At 61.6% G+C, this 20,083-nt stretch carries 15 protein-coding genes; 4 read left to right on the top strand and 11 right to left on the bottom strand.

The genetic code is table 11. The features are described 5' to 3' along the window. Positions 1–237: 237 nt before the first annotated feature. The 8 genes from AABM52_RS13885 to glgA form a co-directional block, all read right to left on the bottom strand. Positions 238–1,038, bottom strand: a complete 801-nt coding sequence (locus AABM52_RS13885) for an endonuclease/exonuclease/phosphatase family protein (protein WP_347912331.1) — start codon at positions 1,036–1,038, stop codon at positions 238–240. A 96-nt stretch (positions 1,039–1,134) separates the two neighbouring features. Beyond that, positions 1,135–1,893 (bottom strand): PIG-L family deacetylase, encoded by a 759-nt coding sequence (locus tag AABM52_RS13890; RefSeq protein WP_347912333.1) that lies wholly within the window; start codon positions 1,891–1,893, stop codon positions 1,135–1,137. A 213-nt stretch (positions 1,894–2,106) separates the two neighbouring features. Continuing rightward, the gene (glgX, locus tag AABM52_RS13895) at positions 2,107–4,269 is read right to left on the bottom strand and encodes a glycogen debranching protein GlgX (protein ID WP_347912335.1); all 2,163 of its coding nucleotides are present in this window, start codon (positions 4,267–4,269) and stop codon (positions 2,107–2,109) included. Positions 4,270–4,507: 238 nt separating this feature from the next. Next, positions 4,508–4,825, bottom strand: a complete 318-nt coding sequence (locus AABM52_RS13900) for a DUF2934 domain-containing protein (protein ID WP_347912336.1) — start codon at positions 4,823–4,825, stop codon at positions 4,508–4,510. Between the two features lie 21 nt (positions 4,826–4,846). Then, complete coding sequence (locus AABM52_RS13905; RefSeq protein WP_347912338.1) at positions 4,847–7,642, bottom strand: malto-oligosyltrehalose synthase; 2,796 nt, start codon at positions 7,640–7,642, stop codon at positions 4,847–4,849. Next, positions 7,639–9,717 (bottom strand): 4-alpha-glucanotransferase, encoded by a 2,079-nt coding sequence (gene malQ, locus AABM52_RS13910; RefSeq protein WP_347912340.1) that lies wholly within the window; start codon positions 9,715–9,717, stop codon positions 7,639–7,641. The genes AABM52_RS13905 and malQ overlap by 4 nt, the downstream gene beginning before the upstream one ends. Next, positions 9,714–11,510, bottom strand: coding sequence for a malto-oligosyltrehalose trehalohydrolase (gene treZ, locus AABM52_RS13915; RefSeq protein ID WP_347912341.1), 1,797 nt, complete (start codon positions 11,508–11,510; stop codon positions 9,714–9,716). The genes malQ and treZ overlap by 4 nt, the downstream gene beginning before the upstream one ends. 12 nt (positions 11,511–11,522) lie before the next feature. After that, positions 11,523–13,106, bottom strand: a complete 1,584-nt coding sequence (glgA, locus tag AABM52_RS13920; protein WP_347912342.1) for a glycogen synthase GlgA — start codon at positions 13,104–13,106, stop codon at positions 11,523–11,525. Between the two features lie 559 nt (positions 13,107–13,665). Between glgA and AABM52_RS13925 the strand changes: the two genes are divergently transcribed. Both AABM52_RS13925 and nudC read left to right on the top strand, forming a co-directional pair. Further along, on the top strand, positions 13,666–14,478 hold the full coding sequence (locus AABM52_RS13925) for a crotonase/enoyl-CoA hydratase family protein (protein ID WP_347912343.1): 813 nt from the start codon (positions 13,666–13,668) through the stop codon (positions 14,476–14,478). A gap of 6 nt (positions 14,479–14,484) precedes the next feature. Beyond that, positions 14,485–15,315, top strand: coding sequence for an NAD(+) diphosphatase (nudC, locus tag AABM52_RS13930; protein ID WP_347912344.1), 831 nt, complete (start codon positions 14,485–14,487; stop codon positions 15,313–15,315). On the opposite strand, the gene AABM52_RS13935 is transcribed toward nudC, so the two are convergent. From AABM52_RS13935 to AABM52_RS13945, 3 genes are all read right to left on the bottom strand, one after another. Beyond that, positions 15,283–16,062 carry a TSUP family transporter gene (locus tag AABM52_RS13935; protein WP_347912345.1) on the bottom strand — a complete coding sequence of 260 codons (780 nt, stop codon included), beginning with the start codon at positions 16,060–16,062 and terminating at the stop codon, positions 15,283–15,285. The genes nudC and AABM52_RS13935 overlap by 33 nt on opposite strands. Before the next feature lie 189 nt (positions 16,063–16,251). Further along, positions 16,252–16,728, bottom strand: a complete 477-nt coding sequence (locus tag AABM52_RS13940; RefSeq protein ID WP_347912346.1) for a nuclear transport factor 2 family protein — start codon at positions 16,726–16,728, stop codon at positions 16,252–16,254. A 55-nt stretch (positions 16,729–16,783) separates the two neighbouring features. Continuing rightward, the gene (locus AABM52_RS13945) at positions 16,784–17,347 is read right to left on the bottom strand and encodes a TetR/AcrR family transcriptional regulator (RefSeq protein ID WP_347912347.1); all 564 of its coding nucleotides are present in this window, start codon (positions 17,345–17,347) and stop codon (positions 16,784–16,786) included. A 216-nt stretch (positions 17,348–17,563) separates the two neighbouring features. On the opposite strand from AABM52_RS13945, the gene pssA reads away from it, so the two are divergent. Together pssA and AABM52_RS13955 are read left to right on the top strand one after the other, a co-directional pair. Next, complete coding sequence (gene pssA, locus AABM52_RS13950) at positions 17,564–18,907, top strand: CDP-diacylglycerol--serine O-phosphatidyltransferase (RefSeq protein WP_347912348.1); 1,344 nt, start codon at positions 17,564–17,566, stop codon at positions 18,905–18,907. 126 nt (positions 18,908–19,033) lie between these two features. Then, a complete protein-coding gene (locus tag AABM52_RS13955; RefSeq protein ID WP_347912349.1) occupies positions 19,034–20,050 on the top strand; it encodes an AraC family transcriptional regulator in 1,017 nt (338 codons plus the stop codon). Positions 20,051–20,083: the final 33 nt, after the last annotated feature.

Below are 20,083 nucleotides of genomic sequence, written 5' to 3' on the forward strand. Positions count from 1 at the left end.
CTCTCCTACCCCGAATGAGGGGCGGCCGAATGGATCAGGGGGCGTCACGGACTGCCCGTTTATACGGGTGCCCGAGGCTGGTCCTGGTGGTGATTCCGGGGGTAGTAAAGTGAAGTCAAGAAGACCGCAACGGTCGAGTCAAGAAGATGGCCGATAAGTGGTAACGGTTTAAGTGACTGATTTATGACGTGCCCATAAGTGCTTGTTTGTTTGAAGGTGCGTCAAAAAAACTGTGGCTCAGAGATGCACTTCCACCGCCAGCGGCAAATGGTCAGACAGGTGCGTCCACGGTTTGTTTCCCAGTATTTGCGGCTCGTGGCTGCTGGCGTTGCGCAGGTAGACGCGGTCCAGGCGCAGCAAGGGAAACCGTGCGGGGTAGGTTTTGGCCGGACGACCAAGGTGGCGTTCGAAGGCTTCGTGCAGGTAGTCGCGGCGGACAAGGGTGGCGTTGCCCTGCATCTGCCAGTCGTTGAAGTCGCCGGCAATGATCACCGGCGCATCATCCGGCAAGGACTCGAGGAGCTGACAGAGCAACTGCAACTGCAGCTGACGATGGCTTTCCAGCAGGCTGAGGTGAACGCAGATGGCATGCACCTCGCGATGCCCCGGCACGTCCAGCACGCAGTGCAGCAAGCCACGGCGTTCCGGGCCGGTAATGGAAACATCCAGGTTTCGATACTCGCGGATCGGGTATTTCGACAGCAGGGCATTGCCATGGTGACCGTCGGGATAGACGGCATTGCGCCCATAGGCGAAGTCGCTCCACATGCTGTCGGCGAGGAATTCATATTGCGAGGTTTGTGGCCAATCGTTGTAGCGGGAGGAGTGGCGGTCATGCTCGCCGACGACTTCTTGCAGAAACACCAGGTCTGCCGACGTACTGCGCACCGCTTCACGTAATTCAGGGAGGATGAAGCGCCGGTTGAGCGCGGTAAAACCCTTATGGGTGTTGACCGTCAGCACGCGAAGCCGATGAATCGCCGGGGGCGTGTTCAAGGGTGTCGATTCGGCTGCCTGCCGTTTTGAATGACTGGCCACTTGCACTCCTCTGACTCAGGGCTGCTTATGTATGCGACTGATGCGACGGCAGTCAGTTCAGTCCGATAGGCTGCGCCGAACCGATAATCGATGATTTCATACCAACACGATTTCATAAGGCAAACGGATACGCTCCAGCAGCGGCCGGGGCAGCAACGGCGCGAGGCCGATGGCCGGCTCGCCGTCCAGTTGGCTGGCGTAGGCATGGGTGGCGTGGCTCTTGCGGGCGACGGTCCAGGTATCCAGGCGTACCTTGCGGGCACGGTGCCAGGGAATCAGCTCCCGGTCCCGTGCCGGCCAGTGCCAGGCCCAGAACGGTACGTCGTTGTAGGTTGCCCCTACATTGGCCGCCGCCCTGGCGCTGGCGCGGCCAACGGTGTCGTGGTCGACGTTGCCGTCCTGGCGCCAGGTGCTGAACACCACATCACCGGGGCGCAGGTAGCGCGTGATGAATTGGGCGATCTGATCTTCGTACTCCACCAGGGCGTTGTCGGTAAACCCGCCACGAATCCACTTCAGGCTGTGCATCGGCAAACCGAGCCGGCGGATGGCTTCGACGCTTTCCTGGGGACGAAATACGCTGAGGCGCTTTTCCGACCACTGCCGAGAGCCCGGATGGCTGGCGCTGCCGTCGGTGATCGAGATCAATTGCAGCGGGTGGCCGAGATTGCTGAGCAACTGCAGCAGGCCACCGCAGGTCACGACTTCATCGCCGGGGTGTGGGGCAATGAGCACTGCGCGTGCGCCGATGGGCACAAGCGACTGGGTACTGATGACCGGAATGCTGTCCAGTTGCGGGGCGCTGTTCCAGATCTGTGATGGCAGATTGGCTTCGCTCAGGGAAACGGGTTTCATGGTGGATACGTCCTTGTTCTGCGTCGCCTTCAGTCGTGCATCGGACAAGCCCGGCAGACCCGTGAGGGCTCGTTGATAGCGGTGCGACAAGCCAAACCCTGGATTGCCGCGAATCGAGTATTGCTCATGTAACGCTATTCGTCGCGTCGCGAACCTGCCCGGAATGATTTTTCCGCTCTGCGGTGTTGCGGCCAAAACTGGTTGTAGGTTTTTTTACTCTTCTTCCTCATGCTGCAACTCGAACAGCAGCAATGAGCGGCCGGTGACCGAGTACTCGTGGCCAAACTCGAAGCGTTCCTGGCCGTGGATAGATGGCTGGTTGGTGTCGATCATGCACGTCCAGAAACCGCCGTCAGGCACTTCCGGCAGCCGGAAATTGACGATGTCGTGATGCGCGTTGACCACCAGCATCAACGTCGCGTCGATGCCTTTGCGGCGAATGCCGGTTTCCTGGGCGCGGCCATCGAGCAGCATGCCCAGGCATCGGTTGTGCGCATCGTGCCAATGCCTGGTGGTCATTTCGGTGCCGTTCGGCGCCAGCCATGTCACGTCCTTGACGCCGATATCCTCGTTGTAATTACCCACCAGGAAACGCCCGCGCCGCAGGACCGGGTAGGTCAGGCGTAACTTGATCAGGCGTTTGACGAACTTGAGCAGGGCCTTGCCATCTTCGCTGAGGTCCCAGTTGACCCAGCCGATCTCGCTGTCCTGGCAGTAGGCATTGTTGTTGCCGTCCTGGGTACGGGCAAACTCGTCGCCGGCCACCAGCATCGGCGTGCCTTGGGCCAGCAGCAGGGTGGCGAAGAAATTGCGCATCTGCCGATGGCGCAGCGCGTTGATCTCGGGATTGTCGGTGGGGCCTTCGACGCCGTGGTTCCAGGACAGGTTGTTGTTGCTGCCGTCCTGATTGTTTTCGTCGTTGGCTTCGTTGTGCTTGTCGTTGTAGGACACCAGGTCATTGAGGGTGAAGCCGTCGTGGGCGGTGACGAAGTTCACCGATGAATAGGGGCGACGGCCACGTTGGTTGAACATCTCGCCCGAAGCGGTCAGGCGGCTGGCAAAGTCCGCCAGTTGGCTGTCGTCGCCTTTCCAGAAGGCGCGCACGGTGTCGCGGAACTTGTCGTTCCACTCGACCCAGCCCGGCGGAAAGTTGCCGACCTGATAACCGCCGGGGCCACAGTCCCAGGGTTCGGCGATGAGTTTGACCTGGCGCAACACCGGGTCCTGACGGCAGGCCACCAGGAAACTGTGGCGTTCGTCGAAACCGTCGTGATAACGCCCCAGGATGGTCGCCAGGTCGAAGCGGAAGCCGTCCACGTGCATTTCCGAGGCCCAGTAGCGCAGGGAGTCGGTGACCATTTGCAGCACGCACGGGTGGCTCAGGTCCAGGGTGTTGCCGGTGCCGGAATCGTTGATGTAGAAGCGCTTGTCATCGGGCTTGAGGCGGTAGTAGGACGCATTGTCGATGCCGCGCATGGACAGGGTCGGGCCTTGCTCGTTGCCCTCGGCGGTGTGGTTGTAGACCACGTCGAGGATTACCTCCAGATTGGCTTCGTGCAGGTGTGCGACCATTTCCTTGAATTCGGCGATCTTGCCGCTGGCCAGGTAACGCGGATCGGGGGCGAAGAATGCAATGCTGTTGTAGCCCCAGTAATTGGTCATGCCCTTGTGCAGCAGGTGCTGGTCGTTGACGAACGCATGGATCGGCAGCAACTCCACGGTCGACACGCCGAGTTTGCGGATGTGTTCCACCACGTCATCGACCATCAACCCGGCAAAGGTGCCGCGCAGGTTCTCGGGGACGGCAGGGTGACGCATGCTGAAGCCGCGCACATGGGTTTCATAGATGATTGTCTTGTCCCACGGTACGCTGACACGATGATCGTGGCCCCAGGTGTGCGCCGGGTCGATGACCTTGCATTTGGGCACGAAGGGCGCGCTGTCCCGTTCATCGAAGCTGAGGTCGGCGTCGGGGTGGCCGATGGTGTAGCCGAACAGCGCTTCGGACCATTTCAGCTTGCCCACCAGTTGTTTGGCGTAGGGGTCGATCAGCAGTTTGTTGGGGTTGAAGCGATGGCCGTTGGCCGGGTCGTAGGGGCCGTAGACGCGATAGCCGTAGATCAGCCCCGGATGGGCGTCGGGCAGGTAGCCGTGGTAGATCTCGTCGGTGTATTCGGGCAGTTCGATGCGTTCGATTTCAACCTCGCCGGCGTCGTCGAACAGGCACAGTTCAACCCGGGTGGCGTGGGCGGAAAACAGGGCGAAGTTGACGCCCAGGCCATCCCAGGTGGCACCCAGCGGAAAGGGCAGGCCTTCGCGGATTCGTGTGGTTTCGGCACGAGGGGCTGGCGCGGCGGCTTTCTTCGGACTGGTCATAGGTACTCCTGTAAACGGGGTACATGTGGGAGCGAGCTTGCTCGCGATGACGGCATGTCCGGCAACACTTGTATTGAATGTTGAACCGCCATCGCGAGCAAGCTCGCTCCCACAGTAATCGGGAACGGACCGTAGGTTAGTGAACGACGCTGATCCCATGTGGGAGCGAGCCTGCTCGCGATGAGGCCATAAGGCTCAATATTCATGGTGACTCTTCACAAGCCCTGTCAGGACAGTCTCAAACCGCCGGCGGTTTTCGCGCAGCCCGGGGCTTTTTCTCGACAGCCTTTTCTCCCGGCGGGATCACTTTCGACGCCGCCGGTTTGGCTTTGGTTTTTGCCGCGGCGACCTTGGCATCGCCAGCCTTGCCATTGGCCGTTTTGCTGACCGGGGTTTTGCTCGTGGTTGCCTTGGCCGGTTTTTTCGGGGCCAGGGCTTCGGCTTCCGCCAGTTTGCACGCCATCTCCCAGTGACGGGCTTCCTGGCCTTCGGGTTTTCCTTCGGATTCCCAGATCTGATAGGCAAATTCGCGGATGCGTTTATCGTCGGTACTCATCGTAATGCTCCTGAACTGAACTCAAGTGTGGGCAGTTTGAAAAATGAGATTGACCGGGAAATCCCCCAGCGCGGCGCTGATCAACAGCTCCCTGTGTTTTGTGACTGTGATGCCGGAAAAAAGTCCCTGCAGATGTTCGTCAGGGACGGTGAACGGCAATTTGACCCGGGTATCGCCCCACAGCGGCGCGTGGACCTGTGGCTCAGCACTGTTTTCCAGCAGTTCGGCACAACGTATCGGCACAATCACGATGGCGCGTTTCCCCTCTTGTTCACGGACAAATCCCAGCACTCGATGGGCTTCGCTACCCACCACTTCCAGGGCCTGGTAGGTGCCACGCCGAAACAGCTCGGCATGTTCGGCACGCAGGCTCAGGGTGCGCGCAATCAAGGCTTGCTTGATGCGCCCGTCACGCCAGTTCTGCAACAGGTCCGGCAGGTCCAGCGTTTGCTGCAATGCCTGCCGGCGGCTGGCGTAATCCACAGGGCGACGGTTGTCCGGGTCGACCAGGCTGAAGTCCCAGAAATCGTTGCCCTGATACAAATCCGGCACACCGGGCACGGTCATGCGCAGCAAGGTTTGCGCCAAACCGTTGAGTGCGCCAGGGGCGGCAATCGAGCGGGCGGCCTTGGCCAGAGCGGTACGCAACAGCTCACCTTCGGGGCTGAGCAATAGACGCTGGATGAAGTCCTCTGTCGCTTGCTCGTAAGGGGCATTGGGTGCGCTCCAACTGCTTTGCAGTTTGGCTTCGCGCAGGGCCTTGCGTTGCCACTGCCAGAGGCGCTCTGCGTAGTCCTCGAGGGCTGGCGGATGATCGATAGACGACTCCAGCGGCCAACTGCCGAGGATCGCCTGGTACAGAATCAGTTCATCCCCAGTCGATGGCATTTGATCGTCGTTGCGCAAGGGCCGGGCGAGGGCGCGCCACAGGCCGATCTGGTCGGCGTACCAGTCGCTGCGCTCGCTCAGTACCGCCAGCCGCGCCCGTGAATCTTCCCCGCGCTTGTGGTCGTGGGTGGCGCTGGCCAGCAGATTGTCCGGGAAGGTGTCGAGGCGCTCGATGCAGGCCTGATGAAAGTCGGCGGGCGGTGCACTGAACTGTTCGGTGTTGAAGCCAACGTCATTGCGCGAGAGCAGGACGGCCGAACGATAGAGCGCGGTGTCTTCCACCGCTTTCGCCGCTGCCGGCGAGGTCAGTTGCTGGAAACGTACGCCGGCGTGCTTCAGGCGTTTGCGCTTGCGACCGGCCGGGCGCGAACGCCAGGGTTCACCGCCGAGCCAGCCGGCCAGGCAGTCGAGCACCGGCCATTCCGCTTCACCGAGGGTTTGGCGGGCACCGTCCATGGCCTGGCGGAAAAACGCCTCGTCCTGGTCCGAGCGGCCAACGGGGCCGATGTAGGTGCGGTACACCGGGAAGTGCACGATCAGCGCCTGCAAGGCCCGACGAATGGCGCCGAGGGTCAGGTCGCGGGTCATGAGGTTGTCCCGGGCGACTTGCAGCAAGGCCTGGGCGACGCTTTCGAAATCTCCGGCGAGGGAACCACTGAGGATTTGCTGGCGCGCCAGTTGTGCTTCCTGGCCGAAGTCGGCGGGCCGCTCGCTGTGACGGTGCCAGAGTTCGGTCAGTGTCTGCGCACCCCGTGGGTCGTGTTGCAGCAGTGACACCTGGTTCATGAATTCGTAGCCGGTGGTGCCGTCCACCGACCAGTCGCGATGCAGGATTTCGCCTTCGCCGAGGATCTTTTCGACATAGATGGGCAGGTGGCGGCCCGCCGAAAGGCTGTCGATCCGTCGGCGCAGTTTTCGGCAGTAGCCCCGCGGGTCGGCGAGGCCGTCGATGTGGTCGATGCGCAACCCGTCGATCAGCCCTTCAGCCACCAGTTGGAAAACCTTCGCGTGGGTGGCTTCGAACACGGCGGGACGCTCGACCCGCAGCCCGCCCAGTTCATTGATATCGAAGAAGCGCCGCCAGTTGATGTCATCGGCGGCGGTGCGCCAACTGGCGAGGCGATAACTCTGGCGCTCCAGCAGGTTGTGCAGGCGCTGGAAGCCTTCGCCGGTCAGTGAGTCGTAGTTGTTCAGGTGTTGCTCGATGGCTTGGACAAGAACCGGATCGCTGACCAGATCGCGTAGTTCCGCTTTCAGCGGCAGGGCCAGGCTGTGGGCGTCGGTCTGGTAGCTCAGGGTGCTGAAGCGATCGGCCAGGTTTTTCAGTTGTTCGGCCTGTTGCGTATCGAGCGGTGCATCGGTCCTGAGCAGCTCGCCGTAATCGCTCGGGCAAATCGGAAAGCGGTGTTCGTAATGCTCGACATGGAAGCTGCCGTGCCAGGCATCGAAGCGCAGGGGCAGGGTGCCGTCCTGCAACGCGACGCCGTAGTCGCTGCCCAGAAACGGCAGGAGCAACTGGCCCTCCATCAACGGGTCGGGCGAGTGCCACTGTATGTCGAAAAACTCGCCGTAAGGGCTCAGGCGTCCCCACTCCAGCAAGTCCAGCCACCAGGGATTGTCCCTGCCGCCAACCGCCATGTGGTTGGAGACGACGTCAAGGATCAACCCCATGTCGTGTCCGTGCAAGGCACTGACCAGACTGCGCAGCGCCGCCTCACCGCCCAGTTCCGGGTTGACCCTGGTCGGGTCCACCACGTCATAGCCATGCATCGACCCGGCGCGCGCACGCAACAGCGGGGAGGCGTAGACATGGCTGATGCCGAGGCGGGCGAAATACGGCACCAGCGGCACCGCATCTTCGAGCGTGAAGCCTTTGTGAAATTGCAGGCGCAAGGTGGCGCGCAGTGGACGGGTCGGCACTTCAGTCATCGATCACGCTCGGCCGCCTGGAGTCGCGCGCAGGCGAGCAGCTCCAGGCGGCGCGCGGCATCCGCGCCATCGAGCAGGGCTTCGCTGTAGCCCGGCAAGCGCCGCGACCAGTTGGGGTGGGTGTCGATGGTGCCGGGCAGGTTGGCTTGCTGTTCGACACCCAGGGCATCTTCCAGGGGCAGCAGCACCAAGGGTGCCCGGGTATGACCGAGGAAGCGCACGCTGGCATCGAGCACCTGGTCGGTTTCGTGGGACTCTTCGCGAAAGTTCTGCGGGTCCTGGCTCAACGCCCGGCGCAGGCCTTCGCGCTCGCGCTCGCGGTGCTGGCGCCATTCGATTTCACCGCTGGCATCGACCATGCCGAGCCGGGCGTTCCAGTCGATATCGCGGCCATGCCACCAGCCGTTGAGGGTCGGCAGGTCATGGGTACTGGTGGTCGCCAGGGCGTTGTCCGGCCAGTCGAGGATCGGCTTGAAGTGGGTGTTGTCCTGCTCGAACAGCAACACCCGCATGCCCAGCATCGAGCGGGCGATAAGTTTTTCCCGCAGGCCGTCCGGCACGGTGCCGAGGTCTTCGCCGAGGACGATGGCCTGGTGACGGTGGGATTCCAGGGTCAGCAGGCGCAGCAGATCGTCCACCGGGTAATACAGGTAGGCGCCGTCGGCCGGCGGCGAGCCATTGGGGATTACCCACAAACGCTGCAGGCCCATGACGTGATCGATGCGCAAGCCACCGGAGTGGGCGAAATTGGCCCGCAACATTTCGATGAAGGCGCGGAAACCATTGCGCACCAGGCCTTCAGGGGAGAACGCGGAAATCCCCCAACCCTGGCCGGTGCGGTTGAGAATATCCGGTGGCGCACCGACGGTGAGGGCGGCGAGTAGTTCGTCCTGCCGGCTCCAGGCCTGGCTGCCGCCACCATCGGCGCCGACGGCCAGGTCGGCGATCAGGCCGATACTCATGCCGCTGGCGCGGGCGGCGGTTTGTGCGCGCTCCAGGCAGCGCGTGATCAGCCACTGACAGAAGGCGAAGAAGCCGATGCGCCCGGCATTCTCCTCGGCGAATGCCGCCAGTTCGGCGCTACGCGGGTTGCGCCAGGGTTCGGGCCACTGCCGCCAGTCGAGGTGTTCACCCCGGGCGGCGCGCGCCTCCTGGATGGCTTCGAAACGGCAGTGGTTTTCCAGCGCTTCGCCGGCAGCGTGACGGAAACTGCTGAAGTCTTCGTGCAAGGGGTGTTCACCCTGGACGAAACCTTCATACAGCGACTGCAGCAACCGATGCTTGGCTTCGGCGGCGGCCGGCCAGTCAATCAGCGGACGCTCTTCCAGCGCCTTGAGTTCAACGGCCAGCCCGGTTGCATCAATGGCGGTGCGCAGCGCGCGTTCGCCGAGAATGGTGCCGGGGGCGCAGTAAAGGCTGTTGAGAAACAATCGGCTGGACGGCGAATACGGGCTGTAGCGTTGGCTGTCACTGGAAAACATCGCATGCAGCGGGCTGATTGCCAGCGCCTCGGCGCCACGCTCGCCGGCTACCCGGGCGAGGTCTTCCAGCGCCTGGGTGTCACCAAACCCGCCATCGCCGGGGCGGCGCAATCCGTACAACTGCACGCTCAGGCCCCAGGCACGGGGGATCGGGTTGTCCACGGCATCGGCCACGCTGTAGCAACGGACCGGGGCCACGGCCAGGGTGAAGCTTTGTCCGTCGATGCTGACCTGTTGATAGCCGACCGGTACCAGCCCCGGCAGCACCGCCTTGGCGTCCAGTTTCAGGTTGAGCCGCGAACCGTCCTCGAGGTGGATTTCGCAAGGGGTCCCGGGCTCGAAAAAACGCGCCAGGTCCAGGCCCGCACCCACATCGACGGTGATCAATGGCGGCAAGTGATGGGTCTGTTGCGCCGCTTGCAGTTCCAGCAGGCTCGCGTCGATTTCCTGGGCGCTGCCGGCCGGGTGGCCAAGCCCGGTCAGCACGTTGCGCAACACGGACGGCGCGACTTTTTGCGGGCGGCCGTTGGCGTCGATCCAGTCGACGGCGAGGCCGGCACGGCTGGCCAGGATTTCCAGTTGCGCATCACTCATGGACGCTCTCCAAACGAGGTAGCAAAGGGGGCTGCAGCGGCGAGGCTGACGAGCGCGCAATACGGGGCAAGGGTGTTTGGGGCCGGCAGGTCGGGGTTCTGTGGCGGGTATTCGAACAAGGGCATGGCACCGGTCTGTGAGGTGTGGACTACGGGCCTGCCGCCGAGGTTCAGGTCAATGCGCAGCTGGCTGCCATCGCCCAGGCGCCAGGAGGCACTGACCGCGGCTTCACCCAGCACATCGGTGCCCAGTGCCTGGGCGCCCTGCAGGCGCGGGATGATGTGCCGGTGACGGATCTGCAACAGTCGGCAATACAGGTCGTGCATCTCGCAATGACCGGTCGATGGCAGGACCGGGCGGGACGCTGAAAACGTCATCGGATCGTTCGGGTCCGGAATGTGTTCGCGCAGGATCGGGTCGGCAAAGGCGCTGAACGCCGCGAACTCGTTGCGTCGGCCGTCGCGAACCTGTTTGGCCAATTCACCGTGATGGCTGGTGAAAAACAGGAAGGGTTGTTCGACTGAAAACTCGTCGCCCATGAATAGCAGCGGAATCATCGGCGACAACAGCAGCAACACCGTGGCGGCCCGCAGCGCTTGCGGGTGGGCGAGTTGATGCAGGCGCTCGCCGAAGGCCCGGTTGCCGATCTGGTCATGGTTCTGCAAAAACAGGATGAATGCACTGGGCGGCAGATGCCCGCTGGGTTCACCCCGCGCTACACCATGGCGGTTGACATGGCCCTGGAACACGAAACCCTGGCCCAGGCAGCGCGCCAGTTGTTCGGTGGGGTTTTGCGCGTAGTCGGCGTAATAGGCGTCGGTTTCGCCGGTCAGCAACACATGCAGGGCGTTGTGGCCGTCATCGTTCCATTGTGCGTCATAACCCTGTTCGAGCAGGCTGGCCTGGTTGTGTTCGTTCTCCACCATCAGCCACACATGCCGCTCCGGTCCCGTCTGCTGGCGCACCCGTCGCGCCAGTTCCTGGAGGAAATCCGGGTCTTCGATGGCGTGCACCGCGTCCAGGCGCAAACCGTCGAACCGGTATTCCAGCAGCCACATCAGGGCGTTTTCGATGAAGAAGTCCCGCACTTCGCGACGGCGCAAGTCGATGGCCGCGCCCCATGGCGTGTGTTTGTCTTCGCGAAAGAAACCCTTGGCATATCGATGCAGGTAATTGCCGTCCGGGCCGAAGTGGTTGTAGACCACGTCGAGGATCACCGCCAGGCCGTGGCCATGGGCGGTGTCGATCAAGTGCTTGAGCTGCTCGGGTGAGCCGTATGACGCTTGGGGCGCGAAGGGCAGGACGCCGTCATAACCCCAATTGCGCTCGCCGGGAAACTGCGCGACGGGCATCAGTTCGATTGCGGTGACACCCAGTTCGACCAGTCGCGCCAGATGCTGCTCGACGGCGCTGAAGCCGCCGAGCGCACCGACATGCAGTTCGTAGATCACCGCTTCGTTCCACGGCCGTCCCAACCAGGCACTGTGTTGCCAGGCATAGGCCAGCGGATCGACCACCATGCTGTGCCGGTCGATATCGCCGGCCTGAGCGCGGGAGGCCGGGTCGGGCACTTCCAGTTCGCCGTCGATGCTGTAGCGGTAACGCGTGCCCGCCGCGCATCGGATGTTGCTCACGAACCAGCCGTCGGCCTGGGGCAGCAACGGCAAGGACTGTCCATTTTCCAGTTCGACACTGACGTAGAACGCATCTGGCGCCCACAACGCGAATCGCGTGTGCTCTGGGTCCAGCATGATTGCGCCGTGGGGCCAGGTCTCAAGGGTCCGTAACGGCATCTTGAAAGCCTCTTACTGTTTGTTCGATTTCCCCAATGCTTTAGCCACAAGCTGTTCGTAGAGCTCGGCGTAGGGTTCGACCGCCTTGCACCAGTTGAACGGCGCCGCCATGGCCCGGCAGCGCATCGCGTGCAGCAGGTCGGGAAAGGCGAACACCTTGAACGCGCGGCTCAGGGCTTCCTGGTAGCTCTGCACCGTGGATTCATCGAACAGGAAGCCGGTCACGCCGTTTTCGATGGTGTCGGCCAGACCGCCGGTGTTGCGTGCCACCGGCAACGAGCCGAAGCGCTGGGCGTACATCTGGCTCAGGCCGCAGGGCTCGTAACGCGAAGGCATCAACAGGAAGTCGCTGCCGGCGAACATGCGCCGGGCGTCGGTTTCGTTGAAGCCGATGCGCACGCCGATCTGCCCGGGGAAACGCAGGGCCAGCTCGCGCATCGATTGTTCTTCCTCCGGCTCGCCACGGCCGATGATCGCGATCTGGCCGCCGTTTTTGACGATGTACTCGGACACCGCCTCGGTCAGGTCCAGGCCTTTCTGGTAGACCAGGCGCGACACCACCGCAAACAGTGGACCTTCGGAATCTTCCAGGTCGAACAGCTCGCGGACATGGGCGGCGTTCACGGCCTTGCCATCCCAGTCGCCGATGCTGAACGGGCAGAACAGGTGCGGATCGGTCGCCGCATCCCAACTTTCATCGATGCCGTTGGGAATGCCGCTGAGCAGGCCTTGCTGGGTCTTGGCAGCGAGAAAACCGTCGAGACCGCAGCCGAAATCCGGGGTGGTGATTTCCTGGGCGTAGGTCGCACTGACCGTGGTGATGTGGCTCGAATAGGCCATGCCGGCCTTGAGGAACGACATCTTGCCGTAGAACTCCATGCCTTCCTGTTGCAGCGCGTGATGAGGGATGCCCAGTTCGGGGCACGAGCCCAGGCTGGTCACGCCTTGATACGCCAGGTTGTGAATGGTGAACAGCGTCGGCGTGCGCTGCCCACGCCAGTGCATGTAGGCGGGGGCCAGGCCAGCAGGCCAGTCGTGGGCGTGCACCAGGTCCGGGCACCAGTGGATCTGCGCGAGGTTGGCGGCAATGTCGGCGGCCGCCAGGCCCAGGCGGGCGAAACGGATGTGGTTGTCCGGCCAGTCGCGGCCGTTGTTGGCGCCGTAGGGCGAACCTTCGCGCTCGTAGAGTTCGGGGCAGATCAGTACGTAAATGACCAGACCGTCGGGCATGTCCATGCGCCCGATCTTGCACGGTGGCAACGCAGCATGACCGCCAAGCTCACCGATGATATGAATGGGGTTCTCGCTGTGCATCACCTGCGGGTAACCGGGGATCAGCACCCGTACATCGTGCAGATGGGCCATGGCCCGTGGCAGGGCCGCGGAGACGTCGCCCAGGCCACCGGTTTTCACCAGGTCGGCAATTTCCGAGGTGACGAACAGGACTTTCTTACGGTTCGGATTCTGGTTGGCTGCCGGGGTCAGCGTCTTGGTACCGGGAACGCTGACGGGTTGGGTGTTTGCGGCAGTCACGGCGCTCGATTCGCCGATCTGATGAGCACGCTCTCCCTGTATTTCCAAAGCCGTACTGATCATATGAATCTCCCGTGTTGTTGATCTAATTCTTAGGTCTGGCAAACGGTGTTTCATGGCCAATTGCTGTGGCCGGGCGCAATCGCGCTACGCATCAGTGAGCAAGCGCTGCCCAATGCGTCGAAGCAAAAGGGGTGAATGAGCTATTGCAAAGATTGCACCAGTCGCAACGCACCTTCTTGTCAGAGGACCGATCGGGATGGGAAAAAGTTTCGACTTTTTTTCCACTTTGTGACCGACCGGTTTCGCCCCGAGAAAATGAGTCTAGGCCAGAACTTAGAGCGGTAAAGGCCAGATGGCAAAATTGTTCGACAATCGGTTTGTAGCGGTACGGACGTGCCTGATCGAGGTGCAAACGCCCCGACGAAGTGCATGTTTTTTTGCGTTTTGGCCTCAAAAAGTCACTGGGCAGTCACATAAATGTGCGAGGTGACTTATCAGGCGCGCACCAATATGGTGCGTCGGTTTGAGTCCCGCATTTGGCCGAACCGCTGCCTTACTGCCCAGCTTGATGCCTTGTTATAGTTCGGGCCTCATTTTTGCCCGCAAAAGGATCACTGGCATGTCTCAGTACAGCGCGTTCAACGTCGAACTGGCCGATAAAATCGCCCATGTGCAGATCAACCGTCCGGAGAAGATCAACTCGATGAACGCGGCGTTCTGGAGCGAGATCGTCGAGATCTTCCAGTGGATCGACGACACCGATGAAGTGCGGGTGGTGGTCCTCAGCGGGGCAGGCAAGCATTTCTCCTCGGGTATCGACCTGATGATGCTGGCTGGCGTGGCCAATGAACTGGGCAAGGACGTGGGGCGCAATGCGCGCCTGTTGCGGCGCAAGATCCTCACCCTGCAAGCGTCGTTCAATGCCGTCGATAACTGCCGCAAGCCGGTGCTTGCGGCCATTCAGGGTTACTGCCTGGGGGGCGCCATCGACCTGATTGCCGCGTGCGACATGCGTTACGCCGCCGAGGACGCACAGTTTTCGATCAAGGAAATCGACATCGGCATGGCCGCCGACGTCGGCACGCTGCAACGCTTGCCGCGGATCATCGGTGACGGCATGCTGCGCGAACTGGCATACACTGGTCGCACGTTTGGCGCCGACGAAGCGCGGGGCATGGGCCTGGTCAATCGCGTCTACAGCGACAACGCCAGCCTGCTTGACGGCGTCATGGGCATTGCCCGCGAAATCGCCAGCAAGTCGCCGATCGCCGTCACCGGCACCAAGGAGATGATCAGCTACATGCGTGACCATCGCATCGATGACGGCCTCGAATACATCGCCACCTGGAACGCCGCCATGCTGCAATCCACCGATCTGCGCGTGGCCATGGCCGCCCATATGAGCAAACAGAAACCCGAATTTCTGGATTGATTAACCATGATTCCTCGCTGGACCACCGCAGTACTGGACACCGATCAACCCGGCGGCTGGGCCGTCGCGCGCAGCCCTGAAGGCTTTTTGTTCGATGACAATGGCGCACTGTTCCCGCGCGAATGGCTCAAGCGCCAGGACCTGTCGATCATTGCCGAACATGGCATCGGTCATCTCGATGGCGAACCGGTCTATCTGCTGGAATTGCGCAGTCACAGCGAAGTGCCGGGTTGCAACTGGAAAGGCCTGCGGGCGTTCATGCTCGAAGGCGACCACACGCTCTACAAGGTGCTCGGTTACGCCGCGCAGATCGGCACCTGGGCCCGCGAGCACCGTTTTTGCGGTAACTGCGGTCAGGCCATGACCCAGGTGCCGCGCGAACGGGCGATGTATTGCCAGCCGTGCGATCTGCGCAGCTACCCACGGATTTCGCCGAGCATGATCGTACTGGTGACCCGAGGCGATGAAGTGCTGTTGGCACGCTCACCGCGTTTTGTCAGCGGTGTCTACAGCACGTTGGCGGGGTTTGCCGAGCCGGGCGAATCGGCCGAGGACTGCCTGATTCGCGAGGTTCGTGAAGAGGTGAGCATCGAGGTCAGGAACATCCAGTACCTGGGCAGCCAGTGCTGGCCGTTCCCGCACTCGATGATGCTCGGCTTTCACGCCGAATATGCCGGTGGCGAGATCGTCTGTCAGGAAGACGAGATCGAGGACGCCCAGTGGTTCAACGTGCACGAGCTGCCGCCGTTGCCGGCGTCACGCTCGATTGCCCGTTACCTGATCGACGTCTACGTGGCGCGGCGTTTAGGCCACGCTGAACCAGTGCTGCCAGGCTAGGCGCACGGTCAGGCCCAGCACCACGGTGATGAACACCGGACGAATGAATTTCGCGCCGCCGCTGATGGCGGTGCGGGCGCCGAAGAAGGCGCCGACCATCAACGACGAGCCCATGCTCAGGCCGATGATCCAGTCCACCTGACCGGAAAAGATGAAGATCGACAGTGCCGCCGCGTTGCTGACGAAGTTCATGCTGCGCGCCACACCGCTGGCCTTCACCAGGTCGATGGGGTAGAGCAGCAGGCTGCTCACGGTCCAGAACGCGCCCGTGCCGGGACCGGCCACGCCGTCATAGAAGCCAAGGCTGAAGCCCTGGGTCGACTGCCACTTTTTCTTGATCGGTGCCTCGCTGTCCAGCGGCGCTTTCGGCGTGCCGCCAAACAAGAGATAGACACCGCAAGCGAAGACGATCACCGGCAGCATTTTGTTCAGCCATTCCGCCGGCAGGTAATGCGCGACCACGGCACCGGTCAAAGCGCCGACCAGGGTGCCGACGATGGCGTGCACCCATTGCGCGGGGTGGAACAGCTTGCGGCGGTAGAAGGTGTAGCTGGCAATGGCCGAGCCGAAGGTCGAACTGAGCTTGTTGGTGCCCAGCACCAGGTGCGGCGGCAGGCCGGCAGTCAGCAAGGCCGGAGTGGTCAACAGCCCACCGCCACCGGCGATGGCGTCGATGAAACCGGCAACAAAAGCGACAAGGGCCAGGATGGCCAGGGTAGAGAGGTCAACGCTGAGTTCGAAAGGCATGGGATCGGCTTAATCGGCGGGTGCAGAAGGGCTGCGGGGAAGGGGGGACATATTACCCACCCGAACAACACAACACCAATGTGGGAGCGAGCTTGCTCGCGATGGCGGCTGAACATTCAACAAATCTGTTGCCTGTCACACCGCTATCGCGAGCAAGCTCGCTCCCACAGGGATTAGTGCGAATTCAAATTACAGGCCCAGATCCGACAGGCTTGGATGATCGTCAGGCCTACGCCCCAGCGGCCAGTGGTACTTGCGCTCGCTTTCCTTGATCGGCATGTCGTTGATGCTGGCGAAGCGGTGGGCCATCAGGCCGTCCTCGTTGAACTCCCAGTTTTCGTTGCCGTAGGAGCGGAACCAGTTGCCCGAATCGTCGTGCCATTCATAGGCATAACGCACGGCAATGCGATTATCGGTAAATGCCCAGAGCTCCTTGATCAGCCGGTAATCCAACTCCTTGGCCCATTTGCGGGTCAGGAAGCCCTTGGCTTCTTCGCGGTTGTGGGCGAACTCGGCGCGGTTGCGCCATTGGGTGTCCAGGGTGTAGGCCAAGGACACCCGCTCGGGGTCCCGGGAGTTCCAGCCGTCTTCGGCCAGGCGAACTTTTTCAATGGCCGATTCACGGGTGAAAGGGGGTAATGGCGGACGAACTTCGGCATTAGACATTTCAATTCTCCGTATCAAGTTAATGTTCAAACAACTGTCGAGCTTGATCAGGTTGCTACAGGTCCAACAACTTTCGTGCCATGCATTGCGCATTATCGGCGGCACTGTGATCACCCATTACAAGCGCCACGGTAATGGCACCGTCGATCAGGATCAGCAGCTGTCTGGCCAGCAACTGCGGATCCTCGGCACCCTGTTCGGTACACAGCTCGCACACGTAGTCGAGCAGCTTTTGTTTATGCTCTTTGGCGACCAGGCGCACCGGGTCTTGCGGGTCGCCGGTTTCACCGCTGGTGTTGATGAAGGCGCAGCCGCGGAAATCTTCGGAGGCGAACCACGATTTGAGCACGTTAAACAGGTTGAGCAGTCGCTCGGCCGGGGTTTGTGCCTGGCCGACTGCGCCTCTGTACCAGTGCATCCAGCGCTGGTCGCGGCGTTGGAGGGCGGCCACCACCAGTTCGTCCTTGTTGGCGAAGTAGCGGTAGATGCTTTTTCTGGAGACGCCGGCGGTTTTCACCAGAAGATCCATGCCAGTGGCGGCTATGCCACTTTTGTAGATCAACTTTTCGGTGACATCCAGAATGATGTCGCGTGTGTCATTGCTAGTGATTTCGTTCATGTGATGTACAGTAGAACGATCGTTCTCCATCGTCAATCGTTGTTTTTGTAGTGTCTGATAAATGGTCTTCGCGAGCAGGCTCGCTCCCACATTGAAATGCATTCTCCTGTGGGAGCGAGCCTGCTCGCGAAGGGGACATTACAGACAGTAACAAGACCCGAACCTTTGCATGGTGTAAGCTCTCGGGTTCTTCGGATTCGACCCATTGCGAGCCCTATGCCGTCGCTTTTCAAACGCTCCCTGCTGCCCAAGTTGCGCAGTTTTCCGCTGGCGGCCGATGCCGTTGGCGTCCTCTCCGGCGCTGCAGAATTCCGTCATTGCCTGCTGGAGAAAATCGCCAGCGCGACCCGGCGCATTTACATCGTTGCGCTGTACCTGCAACAGGATGAAGCCGGCCAGGAAATTCTCGATGCCTTGCACGCGGCCAAACTGGCGCGTCCGGAACTGGACGTGGTGGTGGTCGTCGACTGGCTGCGCGCCCAGCGCGGCCTGATCGGTGCCGGCAAGCAACCGGGCAACTCCGCCTGGTATCAGGAAATGACCCGCACCCATGCCAGCGAAGTGCCGATCTACGGCGTCCCGGTACAAACCCGCGAACTGTTCGGTGTGCTGCACCTTAAAGGCTTCGTGATCGATGACTGCGTGATCTACAGCGGCGCGAGCCTGAACAACGTCTATCTGCACAAGTTCGACAAGTACCGCTACGACCGCTATCACCTGCTGCACAATCGTGAACTGGCCGATTCGATGCAGCATCTGGTGCAGCATGGCCTGGTGGCGTCCAAGGCGGTGCACCGCCTCGACCTGCCGAACCTGCCGACCACCCGCAGCCTGCGCAATGACATCGGTGACCTGCGCAGCCGCCTCAAGCACGCGGCGTACGACACCACGCGGGGCACCACCGACAGGAGCGGTTTGTCTGTCAGCCCGTTGCTCGGCGTCGGCAAGAACAATCCGCTGAACCGAGTGATCTGCGAACTGATCGCCAGCGCCCAGCAGCAACTGACCATTTGCACCCCGTACTTCAACTTGCCGCTGGCGATCATCCGCGAGATCAATCGCGCGCTGGCCCGCGGGGTGAAGATCGACATTGTGGTCGGCGACAAGACGGCCAACGACTTCTACATTCCCCCGAGTGAACCGTTCCGGGTCATTTCGGCGCTGCCGTACCTGTACGAAATCAGCTTGCGCCGGTTTGCCAAGCGCCATCAGCGCAACATCGACAGCGGGCAGTTGAACCTGCACCTGTGGCGTGATGGCGACAACACCTATCACCTCAAGGGCATGTGGATCGACCGGCGCTATACCTTGCTGACCGGCAACAACCTCAACCCGCGGGCGTTTCGACTCGATCTGGAAAATGCCTTGTTGATCGATGATCCCCATGGCGAACTGCTGGAGCCGCGTCGCAAAGAGCTGGCGGAGATCTTCCAGCACACCCGGCGAATCGAGCACTTCCAGAACCTGGAAACCCTGGTCGAATACCCGGCGGGCGTGGCCAAGTTCCTCAAGCGTGTGAGTCGCGTGCGGATCGAGAGGCTGCTCTATCGCATTCTGTAAAGTCGGTGGATCTCAGGAAAGCTATCGCGAGCAAGCTCGCTGCCTCAGGGTTATTCGATCAGCGTTGAGCGGGTGGTTTCAGCTAATATGCCCCCACTCGAACAAGAACAGGGCTCGCCGCGATCCATGTCGGAAAAAGACACCATCTCCATTCAACTGGTGCGTGAAGCACTGTTGCAAAGCTGCACGCCAGGAATCGCCACGGACGAGGTGTTGAGCAAGGTCGGCATCGACCCGCTGCTATTGGGCAGCACCGACGCCCGTGTTCCGGCCACGGCTTATGCGCGCCTGTGGCGGTTGCTGGCACGGCGCGGGGATGATGAGTTCTTTGGCATGGACCCGCGCAAACTGAAATCCGGCAGCTTCGCGTTCCTGTGTCGCAGCGCCATGCTCCAGTCCAGCGTGGCGGCGGGAGTGGCCAGTGGCCTGGGGTTTCTGTCGTTGATACTCGAACACTTGCCGGCGCAGTTGGTGCGTCAGCAAAGCCTGGCGGAAATCGTCCTGCTGGAGGACGACAATGACCCGCGCCGGGCCTTCACCTATTTCACTTACTGGATGATCGTGCATGGTGTTGCCTGCTGGCTGGCAGGGCGGCGGATTCCGATCCTGGCCATCGAACTGCGCTGTTCGAAACCGGATTTCTGCGATGACTACCAGGTTATGTTTTCCGAGAACCTGCGTTTCGACCGTCCGCGCACGCGGATGATTTTCTCCGCCGATTGCCTGGACCTGCCCATCAAGCGCAGCCCTGAAGAGCTCGAGCGATTCCTGGCCCGTGCGCCGGCGAACATTCTGGTGAAGTACCGCGATCCGCAGAGCCTGGCCAGCCGCATCAAACACGACCTGCGTCACTTGCCGGCCGAACACTGGCCGGAAACCGAAGCCCTGGCGCAACGCCTGTGCATGTCGGCCTCAACCTTGCGCCGCCGGCTGGCCGAAGAAGGGCAAACCTACCAGGGCCTCAAGGACGGCGTGCGCAAGGAACTGGCGATTGTCTGGCTGGCCGAACCCTCGATCAGCTTCAGCGAAATCGCCACGCGGCTGGGGTTCGCTGACGTCAGTTCGTTCTACAAGGCGTTTCGCAAGTGGTCGGGGTCAAATCCGGGGCATTACCGCAGTCTGATACTCAATGACACCGAGTGAACTCTGCGGCGCAATAGGCATTTCTTCGCAGGC

Origin of the sequence: Pseudomonas grandcourensis, from assembly GCF_039909015.1 — a bacterium.
Classification (GTDB): Bacteria; Pseudomonadota; Gammaproteobacteria; order Pseudomonadales; family Pseudomonadaceae; genus Aquipseudomonas; species Aquipseudomonas grandcourensis.